General features: G+C 49.6%; 16 protein-coding genes. 6 read left to right on the top strand and 10 right to left on the bottom strand.

The window, feature by feature from the left end; all coding sequences use genetic code 11:
* Nucleotides 1-218 precede the first annotated feature (218 nt).
* Nucleotides 219-1,067, top strand: coding sequence for a formate/nitrite transporter family protein (locus tag O4H49_RS04055; protein WP_269422137.1), 849 nt, complete (start codon nt 219-221; stop codon nt 1,065-1,067).
* Nucleotides 1,068-1,083: 16 nt separating this feature from the next.
* On the opposite strand, the gene O4H49_RS04050 is transcribed toward O4H49_RS04055, so the two are convergent.
* From O4H49_RS04050 to O4H49_RS04040, 3 genes are all read right to left on the bottom strand, one after another.
* Entirely contained in the window at nt 1,084-1,491 is a 408-nt protein-coding gene (locus O4H49_RS04050) for a VOC family protein (protein ID WP_269422136.1), read from the bottom strand.
* Between the two features lie 173 nt (nt 1,492-1,664).
* Nucleotides 1,665-2,300, bottom strand: coding sequence for a PAS domain-containing protein (locus tag O4H49_RS04045; protein ID WP_269422135.1), 636 nt, complete (start codon nt 2,298-2,300; stop codon nt 1,665-1,667).
* A gap of 217 nt (nt 2,301-2,517) precedes the next feature.
* A complete protein-coding gene (locus tag O4H49_RS04040) occupies nt 2,518-3,141 on the bottom strand; it encodes a PAS domain-containing protein (RefSeq protein WP_269422134.1) in 624 nt (207 codons plus the stop codon).
* Between the two features lie 312 nt (nt 3,142-3,453).
* On the opposite strand from O4H49_RS04040, the gene O4H49_RS04035 reads away from it, so the two are divergent.
* Together O4H49_RS04035 and O4H49_RS04030 are read left to right on the top strand one after the other, a co-directional pair.
* The gene (locus O4H49_RS04035) at nt 3,454-3,990 is read left to right on the top strand and encodes a DUF1190 domain-containing protein (RefSeq protein ID WP_269422133.1); all 537 of its coding nucleotides are present in this window, start codon (nt 3,454-3,456) and stop codon (nt 3,988-3,990) included.
* Nucleotides 3,991-4,030: 40 nt separating this feature from the next.
* The gene (locus O4H49_RS04030; RefSeq protein ID WP_269422132.1) at nt 4,031-5,215 is read left to right on the top strand and encodes a glutathionylspermidine synthase family protein; all 1,185 of its coding nucleotides are present in this window, start codon (nt 4,031-4,033) and stop codon (nt 5,213-5,215) included.
* A gap of 243 nt (nt 5,216-5,458) precedes the next feature.
* Here the strand turns inward: O4H49_RS04030 and O4H49_RS04025 are convergent, their stop codons facing one another.
* The 3 genes from O4H49_RS04025 to O4H49_RS04015 form a co-directional block, all read right to left on the bottom strand.
* A complete protein-coding gene (locus O4H49_RS04025; RefSeq protein ID WP_269422131.1) occupies nt 5,459-5,605 on the bottom strand; it encodes a hypothetical protein in 147 nt (48 codons plus the stop codon).
* A gap of 87 nt (nt 5,606-5,692) precedes the next feature.
* Complete coding sequence (locus O4H49_RS04020; RefSeq protein WP_269422130.1) at nt 5,693-6,286, bottom strand: hypothetical protein; 594 nt, start codon at nt 6,284-6,286, stop codon at nt 5,693-5,695.
* 326 nt (nt 6,287-6,612) lie between these two features.
* Nucleotides 6,613-7,278: a hypothetical protein gene (locus tag O4H49_RS04015; protein ID WP_269422129.1), complete on the bottom strand. Its 666-nt coding sequence runs from the start codon at nt 7,276-7,278 to the stop codon at nt 6,613-6,615.
* Between the two features lie 227 nt (nt 7,279-7,505).
* Here O4H49_RS04015 and O4H49_RS04010 point away from each other — a divergent pair, with 227 nt between their 5' ends.
* Nucleotides 7,506-8,315 carry a GIY-YIG nuclease family protein gene (locus O4H49_RS04010; protein ID WP_269422128.1) on the top strand — a complete coding sequence of 270 codons (810 nt, stop codon included), beginning with the start codon at nt 7,506-7,508 and terminating at the stop codon, nt 8,313-8,315.
* 393 nt (nt 8,316-8,708) lie between these two features.
* Here O4H49_RS04010 and speA read toward each other — a convergent pair whose 3' ends face one another.
* The 4 genes from speA to O4H49_RS03990 form a co-directional block, all read right to left on the bottom strand.
* A complete protein-coding gene (gene speA / locus O4H49_RS04005) occupies nt 8,709-10,598 on the bottom strand; it encodes a biosynthetic arginine decarboxylase (protein WP_269422127.1) in 1,890 nt (629 codons plus the stop codon).
* 360 nt (nt 10,599-10,958) lie between these two features.
* Nucleotides 10,959-12,200 (bottom strand): YncE family protein, encoded by a 1,242-nt coding sequence (locus O4H49_RS04000; RefSeq protein ID WP_269422126.1) that lies wholly within the window; start codon nt 12,198-12,200, stop codon nt 10,959-10,961.
* A 46-nt stretch (nt 12,201-12,246) separates the two neighbouring features.
* A complete protein-coding gene (locus O4H49_RS03995; protein ID WP_269422125.1) occupies nt 12,247-13,350 on the bottom strand; it encodes a cytochrome-c peroxidase in 1,104 nt (367 codons plus the stop codon).
* Between the two features lie 4 nt (nt 13,351-13,354).
* Nucleotides 13,355-14,488, bottom strand: coding sequence for a hypothetical protein (locus O4H49_RS03990; protein WP_269422124.1), 1,134 nt, complete (start codon nt 14,486-14,488; stop codon nt 13,355-13,357).
* A 329-nt stretch (nt 14,489-14,817) separates the two neighbouring features.
* Here O4H49_RS03990 and O4H49_RS03985 point away from each other — a divergent pair, with 329 nt between their 5' ends.
* Together O4H49_RS03985 and O4H49_RS03980 are read left to right on the top strand one after the other, a co-directional pair.
* Nucleotides 14,818-15,384, top strand: coding sequence for a hypothetical protein (locus O4H49_RS03985; protein ID WP_269422123.1), 567 nt, complete (start codon nt 14,818-14,820; stop codon nt 15,382-15,384).
* 602 nt (nt 15,385-15,986) lie between these two features.
* On the top strand, nt 15,987-17,687 hold the full coding sequence (locus tag O4H49_RS03980) for a methyl-accepting chemotaxis protein (protein WP_269422122.1): 1,701 nt from the start codon (nt 15,987-15,989) through the stop codon (nt 17,685-17,687).
* Nucleotides 17,688-17,758: the final 71 nt, after the last annotated feature.

Below are 17,758 nucleotides of genomic sequence, written 5' to 3'. Positions count from 1 at the left end.
GGAATTTCCGGGGCCTTTTTTTGTTTCCGGATAGAACAGGCATTAGGCACTGACAAAAGATCCGGCTCTGATCCTGCTTGAGACAGATCAACGACAGTATTTCCCGTACCTGCATAATGGGAGGCCCGAGCACATAGCCGCCAGATTGAGGGGAAACAGAAGTCTGGCCTTTTGAATCAGGACTTGAAACCAAAACCAGAAAGGTGGCGGAAGCTTCAATGAACAAACAAACGACACCGCCCATCTTTAATTTCGATGTCTACAGCCCGTCAGAAATCGCCCTTCGGGTTGAAGATGCCGGATGTAGAAAAGCCCAACTGACGTTCCTGCCCTGTCTGGTTTTATCAATCCTGGCTGGATCATTTATTTCCCTTGGCGGGCTTTTTTCTCTTCTGGTTATGACAGGAAACGATCTTGGTTTCGGTCCTGGCAGGCTGCTCGGCGGGCTTGCTTTTTCCCTTGGCCTGATACTGGTCGTCGTTGCCGGAGCAGAGCTTTTTACGGGTAACAACCTGATTGTGATGGCCTGGGCAGATCGCCTGATCACAACCCGACAACTGTTGCGTAACTGGGGCATTGTCTTTACGGGAAATCTCCTTGGCGCACTTGGAACAGCCGTTCTGGTCTATGGTTCAGGCATTATCGGCTGGTCTGGGCTCTCTCCTGACGGGACATCACCCGGACTGGCAGATGGTGCTTTGGCGACAACAATCCGTACCGTAGCTCTTGCCAAACTTCAGCTTGGTTTTATCGAGGCCTTTGTCCGGGGACTGCTCTGTAACATACTGGTTTGCCTTGCCGTCTGGATGTGTTTTGCCGCCCGCTCCCTTACGGATAAAGTTCTGGCTGTGCTCTTCCCGGTAACAGCCTTTGTTGCCCTGGGTTTCGAACACTCCATTGCCAATCTCTTCATCATTCCTCTTGGCTATCTTGCCGGAGCTGACACCATTACCTTCTCTGCTTTTTCAGGTAACCTTCTACCTGTCATTGCTGGCAACATTATCGGAGGCAGCATCTTTGTCGCTCTGGTCTACTGGCTGGTTTATCCCCGACCAAAGGTCAGATAGTTCCTGTAGCAACCTGTTATCCTTCTCTGTTTTCCCGGGCCAGCTTCCCCTCACACCAGTCAGGTTTATTAAAGTGCTGGATCTCGATACGATAGCCATCAGGCGAGATAAAGAGCGAGGAAAAAACCCCGAACTGTTCTGAATGGGAAGGTGGCTTGACATAATTCACCCCCTTGGCGGTAAGAAAACGGTACCAGCCCTCGACGTCATCTGACACCAGCGTAATGGTCACTCCAGCCTGTGACCGGGGGCGATCGGGAAGGCAACAGACCCCGAGGTAACTTTGCTCGGTCAGTCGATAGATATGACAGGCCCCTTGATCAACAACAAGATCAAGCTCCATCACTTCCCGGAAGAACCCTGATGCCCGGGGCAAATCATCACAATAGGTAAAGATAACAGATTGATTGATCTCTGGTCGCACTGCCGCCTCCTGATTATCGCAATCGTCCTTTGCCAAACAAGAACAAAACCCGGACAAAAACAAAATCCGGGCAAGAACACAGATGTCGAGCGACCTTATCAGAAGAACGACCAGATGGAGTGCCAAAAAATATCTGAAGGCTTATCGGGAAAAACTGTAACAGCTGCCAGAAGTCAATCAGGCCGGGAAAACTGGTTCAAAAAGGAACCCGGCCGTGGAGGGCGACATAACGGCTCCTCACTCGACTGGCGCGGGATATCCCTGCGACGCGGGGTAAAATTATCCAGACAATCCGCCTGACAAGGCAGGCGTTCCAGCGCCCCGAGCATATGACTGACCTGCCCCTTCTCATCCAGCAACGGCAGATGTATTGCTTCAAGGAACACCCCGAAACCTTCACCGAAACAGAGCCGTTCCTGTGACAGATAACCAACCCTTTTCAGGGCTGCGCGCTGATAGGCCCGCAAGACTTTGCTGGCAGAGGCCCCAAAGGTGGTCTCGTCAATATATTTACCGGTAAACTGCTGATGCAGCTTGTCGTTCAGATAGGTTCCCTGCAAGCGGATCAACACGGAAAAAGGCTCATAAAACAGCTGACACAGGAAAAGCTGCGGCCAGATCTGGCGGGGTACAGAAAGAGGATCGAACGATGCCTTCAACGGCAGATCCTGCTTCAGAGGCAAAGACTGCCAATAGCTCAGAAGTCCACGCAATACCGGGCTTTGAATCAGCAGCCCTTCGTCATTAACATCGGCTACATCCGGTTCGTTGCGCGCGCCTGATATTTTATCCTGGATCAAGGGGCTCATGGTGTGGCTCCTGAGTGTTTTATCAACAGACAAGTACACTTCTGCGCCTCCTCCCCCTTATGACGACCACATACTAACTTGATCGTGTTTCCCCGGGACAGGCCCCCATATTGAAATTATCTGGCATTTGAGATAAATTACTCAGACAACCTCAAGGCGAAATGATAAAATACCATAGGTTGCCATTTCTTTCAAATTATACTTAACAAAAAATTAACTATAACTTGAAAGATGCCGGAATTTCGCTGAACATTTCAATATCCCAGTACCGGGAAACAAAGTTTTCTGGCGGGGTTTCCGGGACCACCGCATCCTGTATCCGGGCCAGGGCTCCGATGATATATCGCGGTTCCCCTTTTTCGTCAGCCAGCGGCAAATGGATGACCTCCATGATCATTGACACCCCGCGCCCGGAGGAAATGCGCTCTTGCGTAACACAGGGAACACGGTTTGTTGCCACACGATAATAGTGGCCGATAACCCGTGAGGCATCCTTGCCGAAAGTCGTCTCATCAAGATATTTTCCGGTAAAATTCTGCCCGAGAACTTCACTGAGAAATGTCCCCTGCAGGCGAAAGTAGACTGAAAATTCCGGAACAAACGTCAGCTCGCAAAGGAAAAGGTAAGGTAGCACACGCGGAGGCATACCAAGCGGATCCAGAGCACTTTTCAAAGGCAGCCCCTGGTCAGCTGGCAGTGATTTCCAGTAATCAAACAGCCCTTTTACCGGAGAGGTCTGCAACACATACTCTTCAGCCCCGGATATAATCGCCTCCTGCTGCGATGTAAAACAGATAAAACCTTCCCCGCTTTGATGCTCCAGCAGGGCTTCTTCTTGCAATAAGGGTATCCAGATTTTGATAACATTAGAAGTTTTATCTTCATAATGAATAGAAAATACAACTCCTTACTGCTTTCCCTATGCCCTGATAAATATTTTCGGCTTCTACCTTGGAATATGACACTCCCGCCCCCATATACCCGGGACCCTCGTATACCGGAACCCCCATATATCCGGAACCCCATGTACCCGGACAAGGCGCTATCTTCTTGCCGATTTTTATATTTCTGTTATCTCTCACCAATTGATCTGTTACCTGTCATTTTTTAGTCAATTTATTCACTAGTTCTGCACTTCACCACCGGAGTTCCCATGAAAAGATCCAGATCCCTGAAACTTGCCTTTATGGGTGCTTCTGCCCTTGCCCTTACCGCCTGTGACCAGCCCCAGGATATCGCGATCTTTGAATCGGTGGAACAGTGCAGCCAGCAGGATGGCTTTGACAGTGACAGCTGCCAGCGCAATATGGATCTGGCCCGCGAAGAACATATCTCGGTTGCACCAAAATACAGCGCCATTGAAGACTGTGAAGCCGATTTCGGTGCGGCAAGTTGTGAGGTTGCCCCGGTGCAGACCCAGAGCGGCGGTTCAGTCTTCATGCCCCTGATGATGGGCTACATGATGGGCAATATGCTCAGCGGCAATTCCCGTGTGGCAACCCAGCCGCTCTATCGTTCCAAGGACGACCCGAGCAATTTCCGCACAGCAGACAACCAGAAAGTCGCCGGAAAAACCGGGCTTTCCACTGTCCCGGGCAAGGTTGCAAAAGCCCCGACCGTCAAGACCAGCACCCTGAGTCGTGGCGGCTTTGGCGCCTCGGCCCCAAGCCTGAGAAGCTTCGGCGGATAATCTGGTAAAGACACAGCTGTAAAAGCACAGGAACACAAGCATGGAACGGATCTCGATCGAGGAACGCGACGACTGGCGCGCCCAGGCAGAAGAAGTCGGTTTTGACTTCCATACCTTTGATGGCGAGCCCTATTGGGACGAAACCGCCTGTTACCGTTTCAGTCTGGCCCAGATCGAGAACGACATCGAGGACCCGAGCGAAGAAATCGAAAACCTCTGCTTCGAAGTGGTCGATCGCGCAATCAACGACAGCGAGGTCATGGCCCGCCTCGCCATCCCGGAAACTTTCTGGGATTACATCCGCAACAGCTGGCTGAACCGCGAGAAAAACCTCTATGGCCGCCTGGACTTTTCCTATGATGGCAAAGGCCCGGCAAAGCTTCTGGAATACAACGCCGACACCCCGACCGCGCTTTATGAAAGTGCCGTGTTTCAATGGCTCTGGCTTGAACAGGCGATGGAGCGGGAAATCATCCCCGCAGGCTGTGACCAGTTCAACTCGCTGCACGAAGCGCTGGTTGATGCTTTCAAAGCCGCAGACATCGAAGGCCCCTTCCACCTCGCCTCCTGTCAGGGCAGCCCGGAAGATGAAGGCACCGTGCGCTATCTCGAAGAATGTGCGCGTCAGGCCGGACTGAATACCAAATTCCTCTATATCGAAGACATCGGGATCAGTCCCGAGGGGCATTTTACCGATCTCGACGACATGGGCATCGCCACGCTGTTCAAGCTCTATCCCTGGGAATGGATCATGAGCGATGAATTTGGCAAATCCGTTCCTGAATCAGGCCTGCGGTTTATCGAGCCGGGCTGGAAAGCCATCCTCTCCAACAAGGGGCTCATGCCCTTGTTGTGGGAAATGTTCGAAGGCCATCCCAATCTCTTGCCATCTTTCTTCGAAGACGATCCCCGTATCTCCCGGCTCGGCGACCTGAGCATGGTTCCCGGTCTGGCGGCAGGCTATGTCAAAAAACCGCTGTTTTCCCGCGAAGGCAGCAATGTGCAGATCATCCGCCCCGGCCAGCGTCCGGTTTCGGTCGAAGGCCCTTATGGCCGCGAAGGCGCCATCATCCAGGCTTTGCATCCCCTGCCGATCTTCGAGGGCAATCACACGGTAATCGGCTCCTGGCTGATCGCCAGCAAACCCTGTGGCATCGGCATCCGCGAAGACAACTCGCCCATCACCAAAGACAGCTCGCGCTTCCTGCCACATGTAATTTACTAGGCTGTGGCCTCAATTGATCCAACATCTTATGGAGAACAGCTATGGCATGTTCAGGAAGTTGGTCCCCTTTGTTGAGCCAGCCGCTGCGCGGTGAGCCTTTACAATAGAACCATCAATAAAAATCAGGGCGCCTTCACATTCTTTAGCCAAAGCATCAAATATGCCCTTCCAGATACCGCGTTCACCCCAGCGGACATAACGGTTATAGACTGTTGTGTGTGAGGGCCGTAACGCTCAGGAAGATCACGCCATGGCGCGCCTGTGCGCAATATATAAAAAGATTCCGGTCAGAATAACCCGGTCGTCCCGACTGGCCGGACCACGGCCTCTTTTCGGCAGTAAAAGCTCAATAACCCACCATTCTGCATCGCTTAAATCAAATCTTGCCATGCCCCCCCCTAATTCCAAGTTATGAATCACAAAAAGACATATACATCAAGAAATTGAATTGGGTTCACACCCTAGTTCAAAAAAATATCAATTATCGGGTAAACAACGGTGATACTCATTATCTAAAATATATCGTTTAACTGTGTTCCGAAGGATCTTATTTGGTCTAGCTTTTATTGCATTTCCCACTTGGGGAACAACAATCCATTTCCATGAATACAAAGTAAGTTGCCAAGGCATAAATTTAGGAGTTGTTTTAATCACATCACGGGCAACAAGATCTAACCAGTTTGCGTGATCGTTTTTGAGCTCTACACAAAAATGTCTAACATCACTATCGTCCATATCTTGGGGAAGCTGAGCCGAAATTGCTTCTTCGCCAGGTTGTTGTACCACTGCATGTATAGATAAAAATCCTAAAGACCAACCTATTGATACTACCCTTGCTTTTCGCAAGCCTTTATTTACCACCTCAACGCAAACAACTGTCTTTTCTGGCTGTAAACGGTAAACAAGTTTTCTCAAACTTACATTAACATCAAGTCGGATATTCCGAGCCGATAAGCCAAGATATAAAGATGCAATAACTGCTGCTGTAGTAGCTATCGCTCCAAACCATATTCCTATAACTTCGACTACTGCCAAAAGCGGCGTTGTTGCAAATTCAATTGATATGTTCACGGATAGTCCCCCCAAATTTTAAAAGAGCATATCCAATTTTTAGATGTAAAAAAGGCGACAAAAAATAACCGCTCCAAATTTGTTTCTGTCTCTATAATCACACTTTATCCGATCATATTTTGACACTCATCGAGTCTAAAGAATACCGTTAAAACGTTGATTCTAAATTTAAAGGAAAAATTATGAGTCGTAAAAGTGACAGTAAGTCCAACTCAGTACCAGTAATGGACAGTAAAAACCCAAAGATAATTAGCCAAAATTCCTATAATCCTCCAAGGGCTACATCTGATGCTCCACCGCCACCACCTCCTCCAAAGAGGCAGTAGCTATTTTTTTTCTCGAGAAAAAACAATCCCAGCAATTTGTGAAGCCGGAATGTAGTTAAGGTGTTCTCGTCTATTTTCATCGAGAACACCCCCTTTTATTGGTATAGGTAATTCTTTTCCATTTGGATCAGTCACCTTTGTTACATAAATTGCAATATTACCTTCCTCATCAATATCGCAATTCTTTGTAATTAAACTGTTTTCTGGTAATTCATAACTTATTGCAGCAAGATCACTGTCAAAATGGCTCCCATCAATTCGCTTTATCGAAATAAACGAAAGCTGTTTGTAATCATCTTCGATTATAGAGTTAAGGGTTGTTCCTCTGTAATTCTCAGTAGTTATTTTAAAATCTTGTAACCTCTTTATAATTATTCTTTTTAGATATTTTTTCCAACACACAGCTAAAACAATAGGTATTGAAAACCCCGTCACCCAAGGAATATATTTAATTAGATAAGAAGGCGCAGAGCAGATAATCAAAATATCTTGAACAAGGTTGTATCCAATTATCTTTGCAATAACGCTATAAATCAAAGCGTGAAATATTGTATCAGTTGCTTTATGATTTTTCTCAAGACCTCCGCTTGCAACTATGTATGCAAGATAACCCGAAGCTAAATATAGCTGAACTTCATACGGTAGATCTAATAGCTTCGGGTCCATTTTATTGATCCTTAAAAATTTTTTTTAAATTGAAGTGTGAAGTGGTCCCGGTTATCCGGACAGTTTAGCGGTGTTTGTAGGGTGTATCCGGTTTAGATGTCAGCCGCGTAAGTTTTTTTACCCCAACGAGCTTATCAAAATACATCTTTTAGTGGAGTTAAATTAAGTGTAAAAAATTGTGAACGAATAAATGCAAAATTCTATGCAGAATATAACAAGAGTTACAAATGAACTTATTCAAGTTTATATCAGTTTGTTGCCCAGATATTAACCCCGAAAAAACAAAAATTCATTTAGCAGTTTGGAATGGATATCAAAACCCGTTTGATGTGTTTATAGCGGGAAATTTTGAAAAATGGCAGAGCTGGCAATCAAAGCAAAATTTTAATAGAGAGTTTATTGTTTCTTTAATTCAACTTTCAGAACCAAATACCTGGCTTTTTGCAGGTGCTTTTAAATCATTAAATTGTGACTGGAACGAAAATCATTATGATTACGATACTTCACCAGTGGAAGAATTAGAACAGTATACAGGAAGATTAAAAATTCATTTCAATCGAACAGGGCGGCAATCTTATTTAAAAGCTGAGAACTGGTGTGAGCTACTAAATGTAAATGAATTGTTAGCTGAGCGAATAATTATCCGAGATTTCACAGGTTACTCAACTACGATGCTTAGCAAGGCCCATCTGGATATTGTCGTAAAACAAAAGGTTAGCAGTTGGTACAATTCGTTATCCAGTGTGTCAGGCATATATCTGATTACTGATTTGAACTCAGGTAAAATGTATGTAGGGAGTGCTACTGGTGAAGGAGGCATATGGCAACGTTGGGTAGATTACTCCCTGACAGGTCATGGCGGCAATGTAGAGCTCAGAAATACACTTAAGTCTCTCGGCCACGAGTATGTTAATAATTTTCAATACTCAGTACTCGAAATTGCTGATACCCATACGACTACTGATGAGATCAGAGAAAGAGAAAATTATTGGAAAGAAGTACTGGGGACACGAAAATTTGGATACAATGCTAACTAGGCTGTGGCCTCAATTGATCCAACATCTTATTGAGAACAGCTATAGCATGTTCAGGAAGTTGGTTCCCTTTTTCTCAAACCTCGTTGCCAACCGCCTTATACCCTTCATTTTACAAAAGAACCGCTCGACAATATTTCGCATTACATAAAGGTTTTGATCGTGCGGGACAGGATCTTTCGCGTTCCTTTTTGAGGGGATGACAGCCAGAGCGCCTTCATCAGCGATGGCTTTTCTGATTTTCTGGCTGCTACAGGCCTTATCAGCAACATTGGCCAGAGGTGGAAATCAGGCATCAGTTTGCTGTCGTGAACCTGACCACCAACTAATCGCAAGACACCTGAGGGGGTAAACCAGGAGGCTCCAACCCAAAAACTTCAGAGCAACAGGCTCCTGTTACGCGTAATAGGTTGGGCCAGAGATGATCGCCCGGTAGGCCGATATCAGCTGTTTCCGGTCTGAAGCCGTCAGGTCTGCTTCGGAAGTCGTCCGGTCAACCATCTGGCGGAAAGCATCGATACAATCACGCGGGTCGTATTCCACATAGGACAGAACTTCGCCCACGGTATCGCCTTCCTGCTCGTGCAGCAGATCGAAACCGCCATTCTTGCGCAGTTCAATGGTCGCAATATTGGTGTCCCCGAACAGGTTGTGCAGATCGCCCAGCGTTTCCTGATAGGCACCGATGAAAAACACACCGACATAATAAGGCGTTTCGTCATCCAGTGAATGGATCGGCAGGGAAGGTGACACCCCGTTGGCCAGAATAAACTTGTCGATCTTGCCATCGGAATCACAGGTGATATCTGACAAAACAGCCCGACGATCCGGCAGTTCGTTCAGCCTTTGCAGCGGCGCAACAGGGTGCAGCTGATCAATGGCCCAGGTATCCGGCAGGGACTGGAACAGCGAGAAATTACAGTGGTAGATATCCACCAGCTTTTCCAGCTGTTCATCGATAACCGGATCAACACCAATAGCCGGGGCCACTTTTTTGATTTTCGCCATGACGTGCAGATAAATCCGCTCTGCCCGGGCCATTTCACGCAGGCCAATGTACCCGCGGCGGAAAAGCGCCCGCAATTCGTCGCGATAGAACGAGGCATCGTTCAGGGATTCCTGCAGGCGATCCAGACTCAAATACTCAGGGATCCTGGCCAGATCAGAAACCAGATGGTGATCTTCCGCATCAGGTTCCGGTGATGTCTGGGCGTCATAAAGCGTTGTTTCAAGCACGTTGAAAATCAGCATTGCCGACGAGCCGACAACCGCACGACCACTTTCTGTGACCAGCGTCGGATGATCGATCCCGGCTTCATTCATCACATGGCAAACGGTTTCCACGACGTTCGCACAGTATTCATCCATGGTATAGTTGATCGAGTTTTCATTGGCCGCTTTTTCACCGGTGTAATCAATACCCAGACCGCCCCCGAGATCCAGATGGGTCAACGGCACACCTTCACGGGTCAACTCGACAAAATAGCGCGACGCCTCGCCCACAGCGCGACGGACATCGTTTACATCCGGAATTTGCGACCCCAGATGAGAGTGCTGCAGCTTCAGACAGTGCAACAACCCGTGGTCTTTCAGTTTATCAATGACCGAGACAAGCTGGTCGGTGTGCATGCCAAAGGTCGAACGGTCTCCGGAACTCTTGGCCCAGTTGCCGCTGATCTGATTGGTCAGTTTCACCCTGACGCCCAGCAAAGGCTCCTGCCCGGTTTCCTTGACCACCTGCAGAACCGTCTCCAGCTCCTTCGGGCTTTCAAGCACAATAACGGTATTGAATCCCAGCTTGAGTGACAGGATAGCCAGGCGGATAAAATCCGCATCCTTGACCCCGTTGCAGATAATCATCGCGTCTTTGGCAAGGTGATGGGCCAAAGCAACCGCCAGTTCCGGTTTGGACCCGGCTTCCAGGCCGTGGGAATAGGGGCGTCCGAACTCTACAATCCGCTGGACCACCTGGGCCTGCTGGTTGACCTTGATCGGGAAGACGCCGCGATAGACCCCTTTGTAATCGCTGCGTTCAATCGCCTCGGCAAAAGACTGGTTGATGCCAATGATCGACTGCTCAAGGAAGGATCCCACGCGCACCAGAAGCGGCGCCTGAATACCGCGCTCCCCCAGATTTCGGATAATATCCGGCAGGCTTGTCACAACAGCGTCGGGTATCAGCGGGTTTTTCAGTCCGATATCCCCGTTGGGCAAGACGGAAACCAGCCCCATTCCCCATTTATCAACTCCATAGACGGAATCAATAACACTCTCGTCATTCGCCATTATCACAATCCATTTTTTCAATAATTATCAGGCAGCTTTTGCGGCTGTTGTGTCACGTATCTTTGTTATGCCGGGTTTTGAACACACGCTCATTTCCTCCACAGACAGTACTCAAGCCCTCTGACGGATGCAACAAGCCGTTAAGACAATAAATCTGGCAATTCCGGTTCAACAGCAGGTCATCTTTTCTCAAGCCGGTTTGTTTGAGGCACTTTCTGTAACACCGCTTTCGAGGTCAAGTTCCAGATGTGTGCCACAAGCAATCTGTAGAACAAAGAGATAAATCTCTGGAGATCACTTCATAAAGCAACCTGTCACAAAGCAACCAGCCTTGGGGTTCTTCCCTTCAGTCTCCTGTTGTTATGCCCCTGAATGGGAACTGCTGGCAGCAATCTGCACGCCAAATATCTGTGCATCTGGTACCGCAGGAATGACATAGAAAAAGCCGCGCAAGGGATCTACATAGGAAAAGGTAACATTCTGCGCCCGTGAAGTCGGGATACGCAAAGGCGGTTTGCCGCCCCCCTTGCCCAGCGGAATGGTTTCAATAACGGTATCCTGGGCTGCGGCAATGGCTTCCAGTTCTTGCCGGTCCTGTTCGCTCATCGGCGTCTCGCGCAGCTTCAGCGTATTGCTCAAGGCCTTGCTCACCCCAAGATCGATGATTGCCAGTTTGCGGGATTCTCCACTTAAAACCGACAGGATATTGGTCTTGGGCTCGATCTGAATGCCAAAGGGATACTTGATCGTCGGAATCATCTTCTCCACCCGCCGTTTTTTCATATCCACCACCGCGATTTCATGGGTGCGATAGTTGCTGACATAGGCCTTGCCGGTTTCCGGATGCACCGCAATCTGACAGCTGTCACCACCGCCAAATTCCGGATAGGGATCATCAAGCCCAGGGGTCCCGGTCGGGATCACATCCAGCACCTCGAAATTGTCCATACTGATCACGCTGAGGCTGGAATCATAAAAATTGACCACCAGAAGCTCGCGGTTGTCCGGGGTAACCGCCAGATCAAAGGGGCTGCGCCCGACCTTGATCTCCTCGACAACTTTCAACTCATCAACAGAAATCACCGAGACAGAATTGCTCCCCATATTGGCGACAAAAGCCCATTGCCCTTTTTTATCAACCGCCACCCCGTTGGGGCGCAAACCCACAGGGATCTGTTTGATCTCCTTGCGGTGCTTCATATCAACCACTGTGACAAAAGATTTCTTCTCCTGGTCACCGTCAAAAGCCGAGTGCGAGACAAAACCGAGCTTGCCGCTGGGCGTAAAGGCAATCTCCCAGGGCTCGCGTTTTCCCGACAGGGAAATGGTATCAATCAGCTTGTAGCTTTTCATATCCACCAGACTGAGATTGCTGCTTTCCTGATTGACACTGACCAGTGTTCGGTCATCCGGCATCAAGGTCGGCACGCCCGGATGCTCCCCCTTCAGGTCGATCACCTTGATTTCACGACCGACGTTCTGCGCGTGGGCGCGGTTCTGTCGAAAAAGAACATCCGTCTGCCAGGTCAAAAGACCATAACCGATCCCTTTTAACAGGCTGCGACGGGTGACGTGTTGCTGTGTGGTTTTTGCGGTACCCATTTTTTTCACCTTTATCTAGAGAATGAACATACTGGGTTAAAATATTTCAGAACTGATCCCTGCTTTCTTGGGTCAAGTGAGGAAAGCCGGTTCCATCAGCACAGGGACTGGTCAGGGCCTCGAGAAAGGCCACCAGGCTCTGTTTTTCCTCTTCTGTCAGACGCAGGGGCCGGATCGCCGGATCCAGGTTCGGATTTTTCACGCCGCCCTGGTCGTAAAATTCGACCACAGCCATCAGATCCTTGAGGCTGCCATCGTGCATATAAGGGGCTGTCATGGCCACATTTCGAAGCATCGGGGTCTTGAACTTGCCCAGATCACTTTCCCGCCCTGTCACCTCCTGCCGGCCAGTGTCCCTAAAACCTTCTTTGGTCCCAACCCCGATATTGTGAAACCGCTGATCGGAATAGAGGCTGGACACCCCGCCAAAGGGATGGGTGCGGGGATGGTGGATCGTGTGACAGATCGAACAGTGACCCTTGCCAACAAAGATCTCGAACCCTTCCTGCGCCTGTACTGACAGGGCTGTGGGATCGTTGCCATAGAGATAACGATCCACTGCACTACCACCGACCCGTAACTGTTGCAGGAAAATCCCGATGGCGCTGGCGACCTGTTCCATTGCATTTTCCTGAAGAAAATGATGCTTTAACCCCTTGGCCAGGGCCGGATGTTCAGCAAGATAATCTTCAAGATGTTCCAGCCCGCTCCCCATCTCGTCCTCATGGGTCAGGGCCTTGACAATCTGATCCCCGAGGTTCTCTGCTGCCCCGTCCCAAAGCAGCTGTTTCAGGTAGACAGAATTCAAAACAGACGGTGCATTGCGTCGGCCCCTGCGTTGCTCCACACCGACAGAAACCGCCCGGGGTTCGGCAAAAGCCAGCTCTGGCAAATGACAGCTCTGGCAACTGGTGGAACCGTCTTTGGAAAGCCCCTTTTCTTCAAAGAGGATCTGACCAAGCCTGACCAGCTCGGCCCTATCTTTTTCCTCCAGCAGTTCTTCTTCTGCAACAGCTGGTCGCGGTGGCAACCCGACCAGACAGGCCGCATCTGCACTCGCCGCTTCTGCCTTGTCGCTTGTCAGACCCCCGAGCAAGAAAACAAGAGCAACACAGGACCACCTGCCAGAGCCGTGGTTCCGGAACCCCATGATTTCATCCCTGGGACTGCGGCGGAATGAGGATGGTTTCCAGCTGTTTGCGCGTTACATTCCCGGCGGAATCACTGGCACTGATCCAGATATCCAGCTCTGTATTGGCGGCAAAGGGACCAAGATAGGCTTGAAACAAGGTCGGTTCGACAAAGTTGCCGTCCAGATAGGCCATGACCTTGTTAGAAAAGGTAATGCCGCCATCCACTGAAAACTCGACCTTGACGCCGCTGGCTTCCTTGATGCCCGAATGTTCGTCTGTCGCCACCAGTTCGACATAAACCTCCCCATCGGTGACTTCTACAACGGTATCTTCGGAAATCGTGGGCGGCTGGTTATCGGAAACCGCATACCACTCACGCCTGTCGTAAACCGTCCAGCTCGCCAGATCGATGGCAGAGAAGGTAATATCACTGTACGAGCCATCCGGCACGGCTTCTCCAGCGCTCAAGGTGGCATAGCCCTGAACAGATCCCCCCGGCGGGATTTCTATTTCACTTCCTGCCGCAGGCACTGAAACCAGAGACCAGCCTTCGGGCAAGTCGTTATGCGCCAGATCCAGCCTGATTTTCTTGGGAACGATCCCAGGATTGCCAAATCTGTAGGTGAAAAAATTTGTGCTCTGGGGGAAGACCCGCGTTTCCGTGTTATAGGTCTTGGAATTGACATTGTTCAGATCGTTGGCATCCCCCTCAAGGGTATCAACCGTGGCACGGATCGAATAATGCACGGCCTGACGGTCAAGGCGGTCAATCAACTGGTTGGCGGCTTTTGACCCCAGGATCTGGACAACGGCACCATCAATCCCGCCCTCGTCACGACCGGGAACCACCACCGGAATACCCGGCCCACTTTCCGGCCGGCTCATCAGAACATTGCCCAGCTCGTCGATAATCTCCAGCTTGACCTCGCCATGGCCTTCATCCTGGCCAAAATTACGGACCAGGACTTCTGCTTCAAAAATTTTCTGGGTATTGCGCCAGGCAATCAGGATGGCGGGGCGTTTGCTCAGGGCGCTGTCGGTGATCGCAAGGTCTATATCATGCAGGCCATGGGCCGTGGCCCGCTCAATTGTACTGCCGGACAATCCGGTCATAAACACCAGGGATAACAGGAACAACAATAGATATTTTAACATTGTCTACTCCTTGTTTTTTGAATTTTTCCTCTTCCAATACTGAACCAATAAAAAATAACGGCATCCAAGATACCTCTACCCAGAGGCGAATTCAAGAAAAAGCACCCGCCCCATGGCTGTACCCCAGAACCCGATCCTGATTTAACGCATTTATAATACCCCTGTTGAGCAGCACCCCATTTCGACACGTTTTTTGGCTTGTTTGTGATCAGCCCTCCCCTATTCCCACAGCACAAACCGGGGCTTTATGGTTGCAAAAGACACCCCCTTCATCTAGAAGCTGTACAAAATTCAAATAAACAACTTATGCCTTTGGGACGTTTTATATCGTGAACCATAAATTCCCCCTGCTCTTGGCAGCAACTCTTCTTGGGGCTGCCCTCCAATTCGGCCCTGTCATTCAAACCGCAACCGCAAAAGAGCTGACTGCCAAAGATTGCCCCATGGGTTTCGGCGCAACGACCCCACAGGAAATCACTCAGCTTGCTTGTGAGCGCCAGACTTCAGCAGACAGGAAAACCTATAATTTCATTGGCACCTGGTTCTGGGATGAAGGTGCAAGTTTTGGGCGCCTGTATTATAAACCGATAAAAAGTTTTCAGGTCTGGAGACAAGCGCCAAATATCAGCAAGAAAGATGTCTATATCTGGCCTGATTTTGAAAATATAAAAGAAGAAAGCATGCAGGAAATCGCGTGTGACGGCTACAAGTGCTACAGCTTCCTTTTCCCGGAAGCAAAAAGCAGCTGTCTCTGGTTTTACCGCGATCTGGTTTCCGGAAAACAGGCCAGCTCCGCCACCGATATCGTCACAGGTTTTGCCTGTACAAAAGAAAAAGACAAGACATACAGTCCGGCAGAAGCCATGGCCATCTTGCGTAAAATCAAGACAAAATAGACAAGTCTGGAAAGCGAAATCCTGCGCCAAATTGCGGACCAGGATTTTTGCTTCCCCCCTGGTTCTTGCGCGGGACAGTCAGAATGACGGTGCGGGTGCCGAGAACGCTTACTCAGGCTGTTTGTTCAGGTTACTTCTTCAGGGCAATTACCCAGAATTCTATCGCTGATCACAAGATCTGTATCATACAGGCATAGGCTCTGGCCCGCTCAACCCTCTTGCCGGATAATCCGGTCATTGCCCAAAAAAACCTGCTTCTCCCCTATAATTCACCCTGCAACGCTGTTATCATGGGTTGATATAATAAACTAAACCACACCCCAAGGTGATGGTTACTGTTTTTTTTTGCTGCTAACATGCGTATTAAAAAAACTGCGACCAGGGAGCAAAGATAAATTTGCTGCAGCTTGCTATCGGTAACAGGAAACCGACCAGGGCTTCTCCCTGCTGACTTTGATCGGCTTTCAACAGGGGTAACGGCAATACGCCCTTATATATAACGCCCTGAAGTCAGATGTTCTGTAACCATTGATAGCTCTCCATTGTGGGACACGCAGCATTAAAACAGGCTATTCCTCCTTACCTTTTGAATGGAGAGGGCTATGAATATAGGTAATTTCAAACTATCCATCAAAATATACGCCATCGTCGGCCTCCTCACTTTGGTTGCCCTTGCTGTCACCATAACCGGGCTGACCGGTTTAAACCGCCTGAGCAACACCACCGATGATATCAATCTGACAGCCGCGGAAATGCGGTATGCAGCAGGCATCAGCCAACGTATTCTGATTCTCAACCGGGCGGAATATCTTCTGGCTCTGACACCCGCTGATGCCAGTACAGTCACCCCCGTGATCGACTCAACTTTTGAAGAAATCAGCGAGCGCTTCGCCAAACTGCAGGCAAGTGCAGGACCAAACCAGAAAAAGATGCTTGATAAAATAGCGGGCATCCTGCCGCTTTATCAAAAAGAACTCTCTGAAACCCTGGACCTGGCCAATCAATACAGCAGTTCGACGGGGCTTTCGAATAACCAGCGGGAACTTCTCGAATCAGTAAATTCCAGTAAAGTCATTGCCTCGGATCTAAGGTCAGCGGTCAAAGAATTTGTCGACTATACCGATAACAAGGGCACACAGATGTCCGATAAAGCAACAGAAGTTGCCAATACCCTGATCACCGCCATGCTGGTGGTTGCAGCAAGCGGTATCACCATCGGTTTTGGTCTCGCCTGGTATATATCCACCATTGGCACCGTACGCCCGATCAAACAGATCGTCACCTGCCTGAAAGAACTTTCTGAAGGCAACCTGACAATCGATGTTTTTGGCACCCAGCGGGCAGACGAAGTCGGGGACATTGCCAAAATGACACTGATTTTCAAAGAGAACATGATCCGCAACCGGGATATGGAGCTCGAAGCCAGCCAGGCCAAGGAAAGAGCAGTGGCTGAGAAAAAGCGTCTGATGAACCAGATGGCCGATGATTTTGAAGTCAATGTCGGCTCTATCGTCGGCTCCGTTTCGGACTCAGCAACCCAGATGCGTGCAACAGCAGAAAATGTTGCGGCAATATCGGAAGAAACAACTGCCCAGGCGACAAACGTATCCGCCGCTGCCGAAGAAGCCTCGGTCAGTGTCCAGACGGTAGCATCTGCCTCTGAAGAACTTTCCAGCTCCATTACCGAAATCAGCCGCCAGATGAGCCGCTCAACCGAAGTCTGTGAACAGGCAGTCACCGAAGTTTCCCGTACCAATAAACAGGTTCAGGGGCTGGTCTCCTCCTCAACAAAAATCGGTGAAGTGGTTCAACTGATCAGCGATATTTCCGAACAGACAAATCTGCTGGCTCTGAATGCGACAATCGAGGCCGCCCGCGCCGGAGATGCCGGAAAAGGCTTTGCCGTGGTTGCCAGCGAAGTGAAAAATCTGGCAAGCCAGACCGGGAAAGCCACCGAAGAAATCGGTCGTCAGGTTGCCGATGTGCAGACAGCAACCAAGGAAGCCGAGGAAGCAATCAAGACCATTGACGATGTTATTCAGACCATCAACGAGATTTCTTCTTCTATCGCCTCAGCTGTTGAACAGCAGGGCGCCGCCACCAAGGAAATCGCCCGTAATATCCAGGAAGCCGCCACGGGCACAACAGAGGTTTCCTCGAACATCGTCGGCGTCAACAAGGCCGCGAGTGAAACAGGCATTGCCAGTACCCAGGTGCTGACGGCTGCCAATGCCCTGACTGAAAATTCCGACAAGCTGAAAACCCAGCTCAGTATTTTCCTCGAGACAGTCCGGGCGGCCTGAGCCGGCGCTGTCCGTTACGGCTATAGCCAAGACCAGATATCCGGGTCTTGGCTATAGCCTATCAAACCTCT

This window comes from Kiloniella laminariae (genome assembly GCF_027214005.1).
In the GTDB taxonomy this organism is placed as follows: Bacteria; Pseudomonadota; Alphaproteobacteria; order Kiloniellales; family Kiloniellaceae; genus Kiloniella; species Kiloniella laminariae_A.
This window is presented reverse-complemented; position numbering and strand designations above follow the sequence as displayed.

What these genes read in the sequence shown, in the direction of transcription:
- O4H49_RS04055 (WP_269422137.1), top strand. Translation starts at nt 219, where the DNA reads ATGAACAAACAAACGACACCGCCCATCTTTAATTTCGATGTCTACAGC.
- O4H49_RS04045 (WP_269422135.1), bottom strand. Translation starts at nt 2,300, where the DNA reads ATGAGCCCCTTGATCCAGGATAAAATATCAGGCGCGCGCAACGAACCG.
- O4H49_RS04035 (WP_269422133.1), top strand. Translation starts at nt 3,454, where the DNA reads ATGAAAAGATCCAGATCCCTGAAACTTGCCTTTATGGGTGCTTCTGCC.
- O4H49_RS04030 (WP_269422132.1), top strand. Translation starts at nt 4,031, where the DNA reads ATGGAACGGATCTCGATCGAGGAACGCGACGACTGGCGCGCCCAGGCA.
- O4H49_RS04025 (WP_269422131.1), bottom strand. Translation starts at nt 5,605, where the DNA reads ATGGCAAGATTTGATTTAAGCGATGCAGAATGGTGGGTTATTGAGCTT.
- O4H49_RS04015 (WP_269422129.1), bottom strand. Translation starts at nt 7,278, where the DNA reads ATGGACCCGAAGCTATTAGATCTACCGTATGAAGTTCAGCTATATTTA.
- O4H49_RS04010 (WP_269422128.1), top strand. Translation starts at nt 7,506, where the DNA reads ATGAACTTATTCAAGTTTATATCAGTTTGTTGCCCAGATATTAACCCC.
- speA (WP_269422127.1), bottom strand. Translation starts at nt 10,598, where the DNA reads ATGGCGAATGACGAGAGTGTTATTGATTCCGTCTATGGAGTTGATAAA.
- O4H49_RS04000 (WP_269422126.1), bottom strand. Translation starts at nt 12,200, where the DNA reads ATGGGTACCGCAAAAACCACACAGCAACACGTCACCCGTCGCAGCCTG.
- O4H49_RS03995 (WP_269422125.1), bottom strand. Translation starts at nt 13,350, where the DNA reads ATGGGGTTCCGGAACCACGGCTCTGGCAGGTGGTCCTGTGTTGCTCTT.
- O4H49_RS03990 (WP_269422124.1), bottom strand. Translation starts at nt 14,488, where the DNA reads ATGTTAAAATATCTATTGTTGTTCCTGTTATCCCTGGTGTTTATGACC.
- O4H49_RS03980 (WP_269422122.1), top strand. Translation starts at nt 15,987, where the DNA reads ATGAATATAGGTAATTTCAAACTATCCATCAAAATATACGCCATCGTC.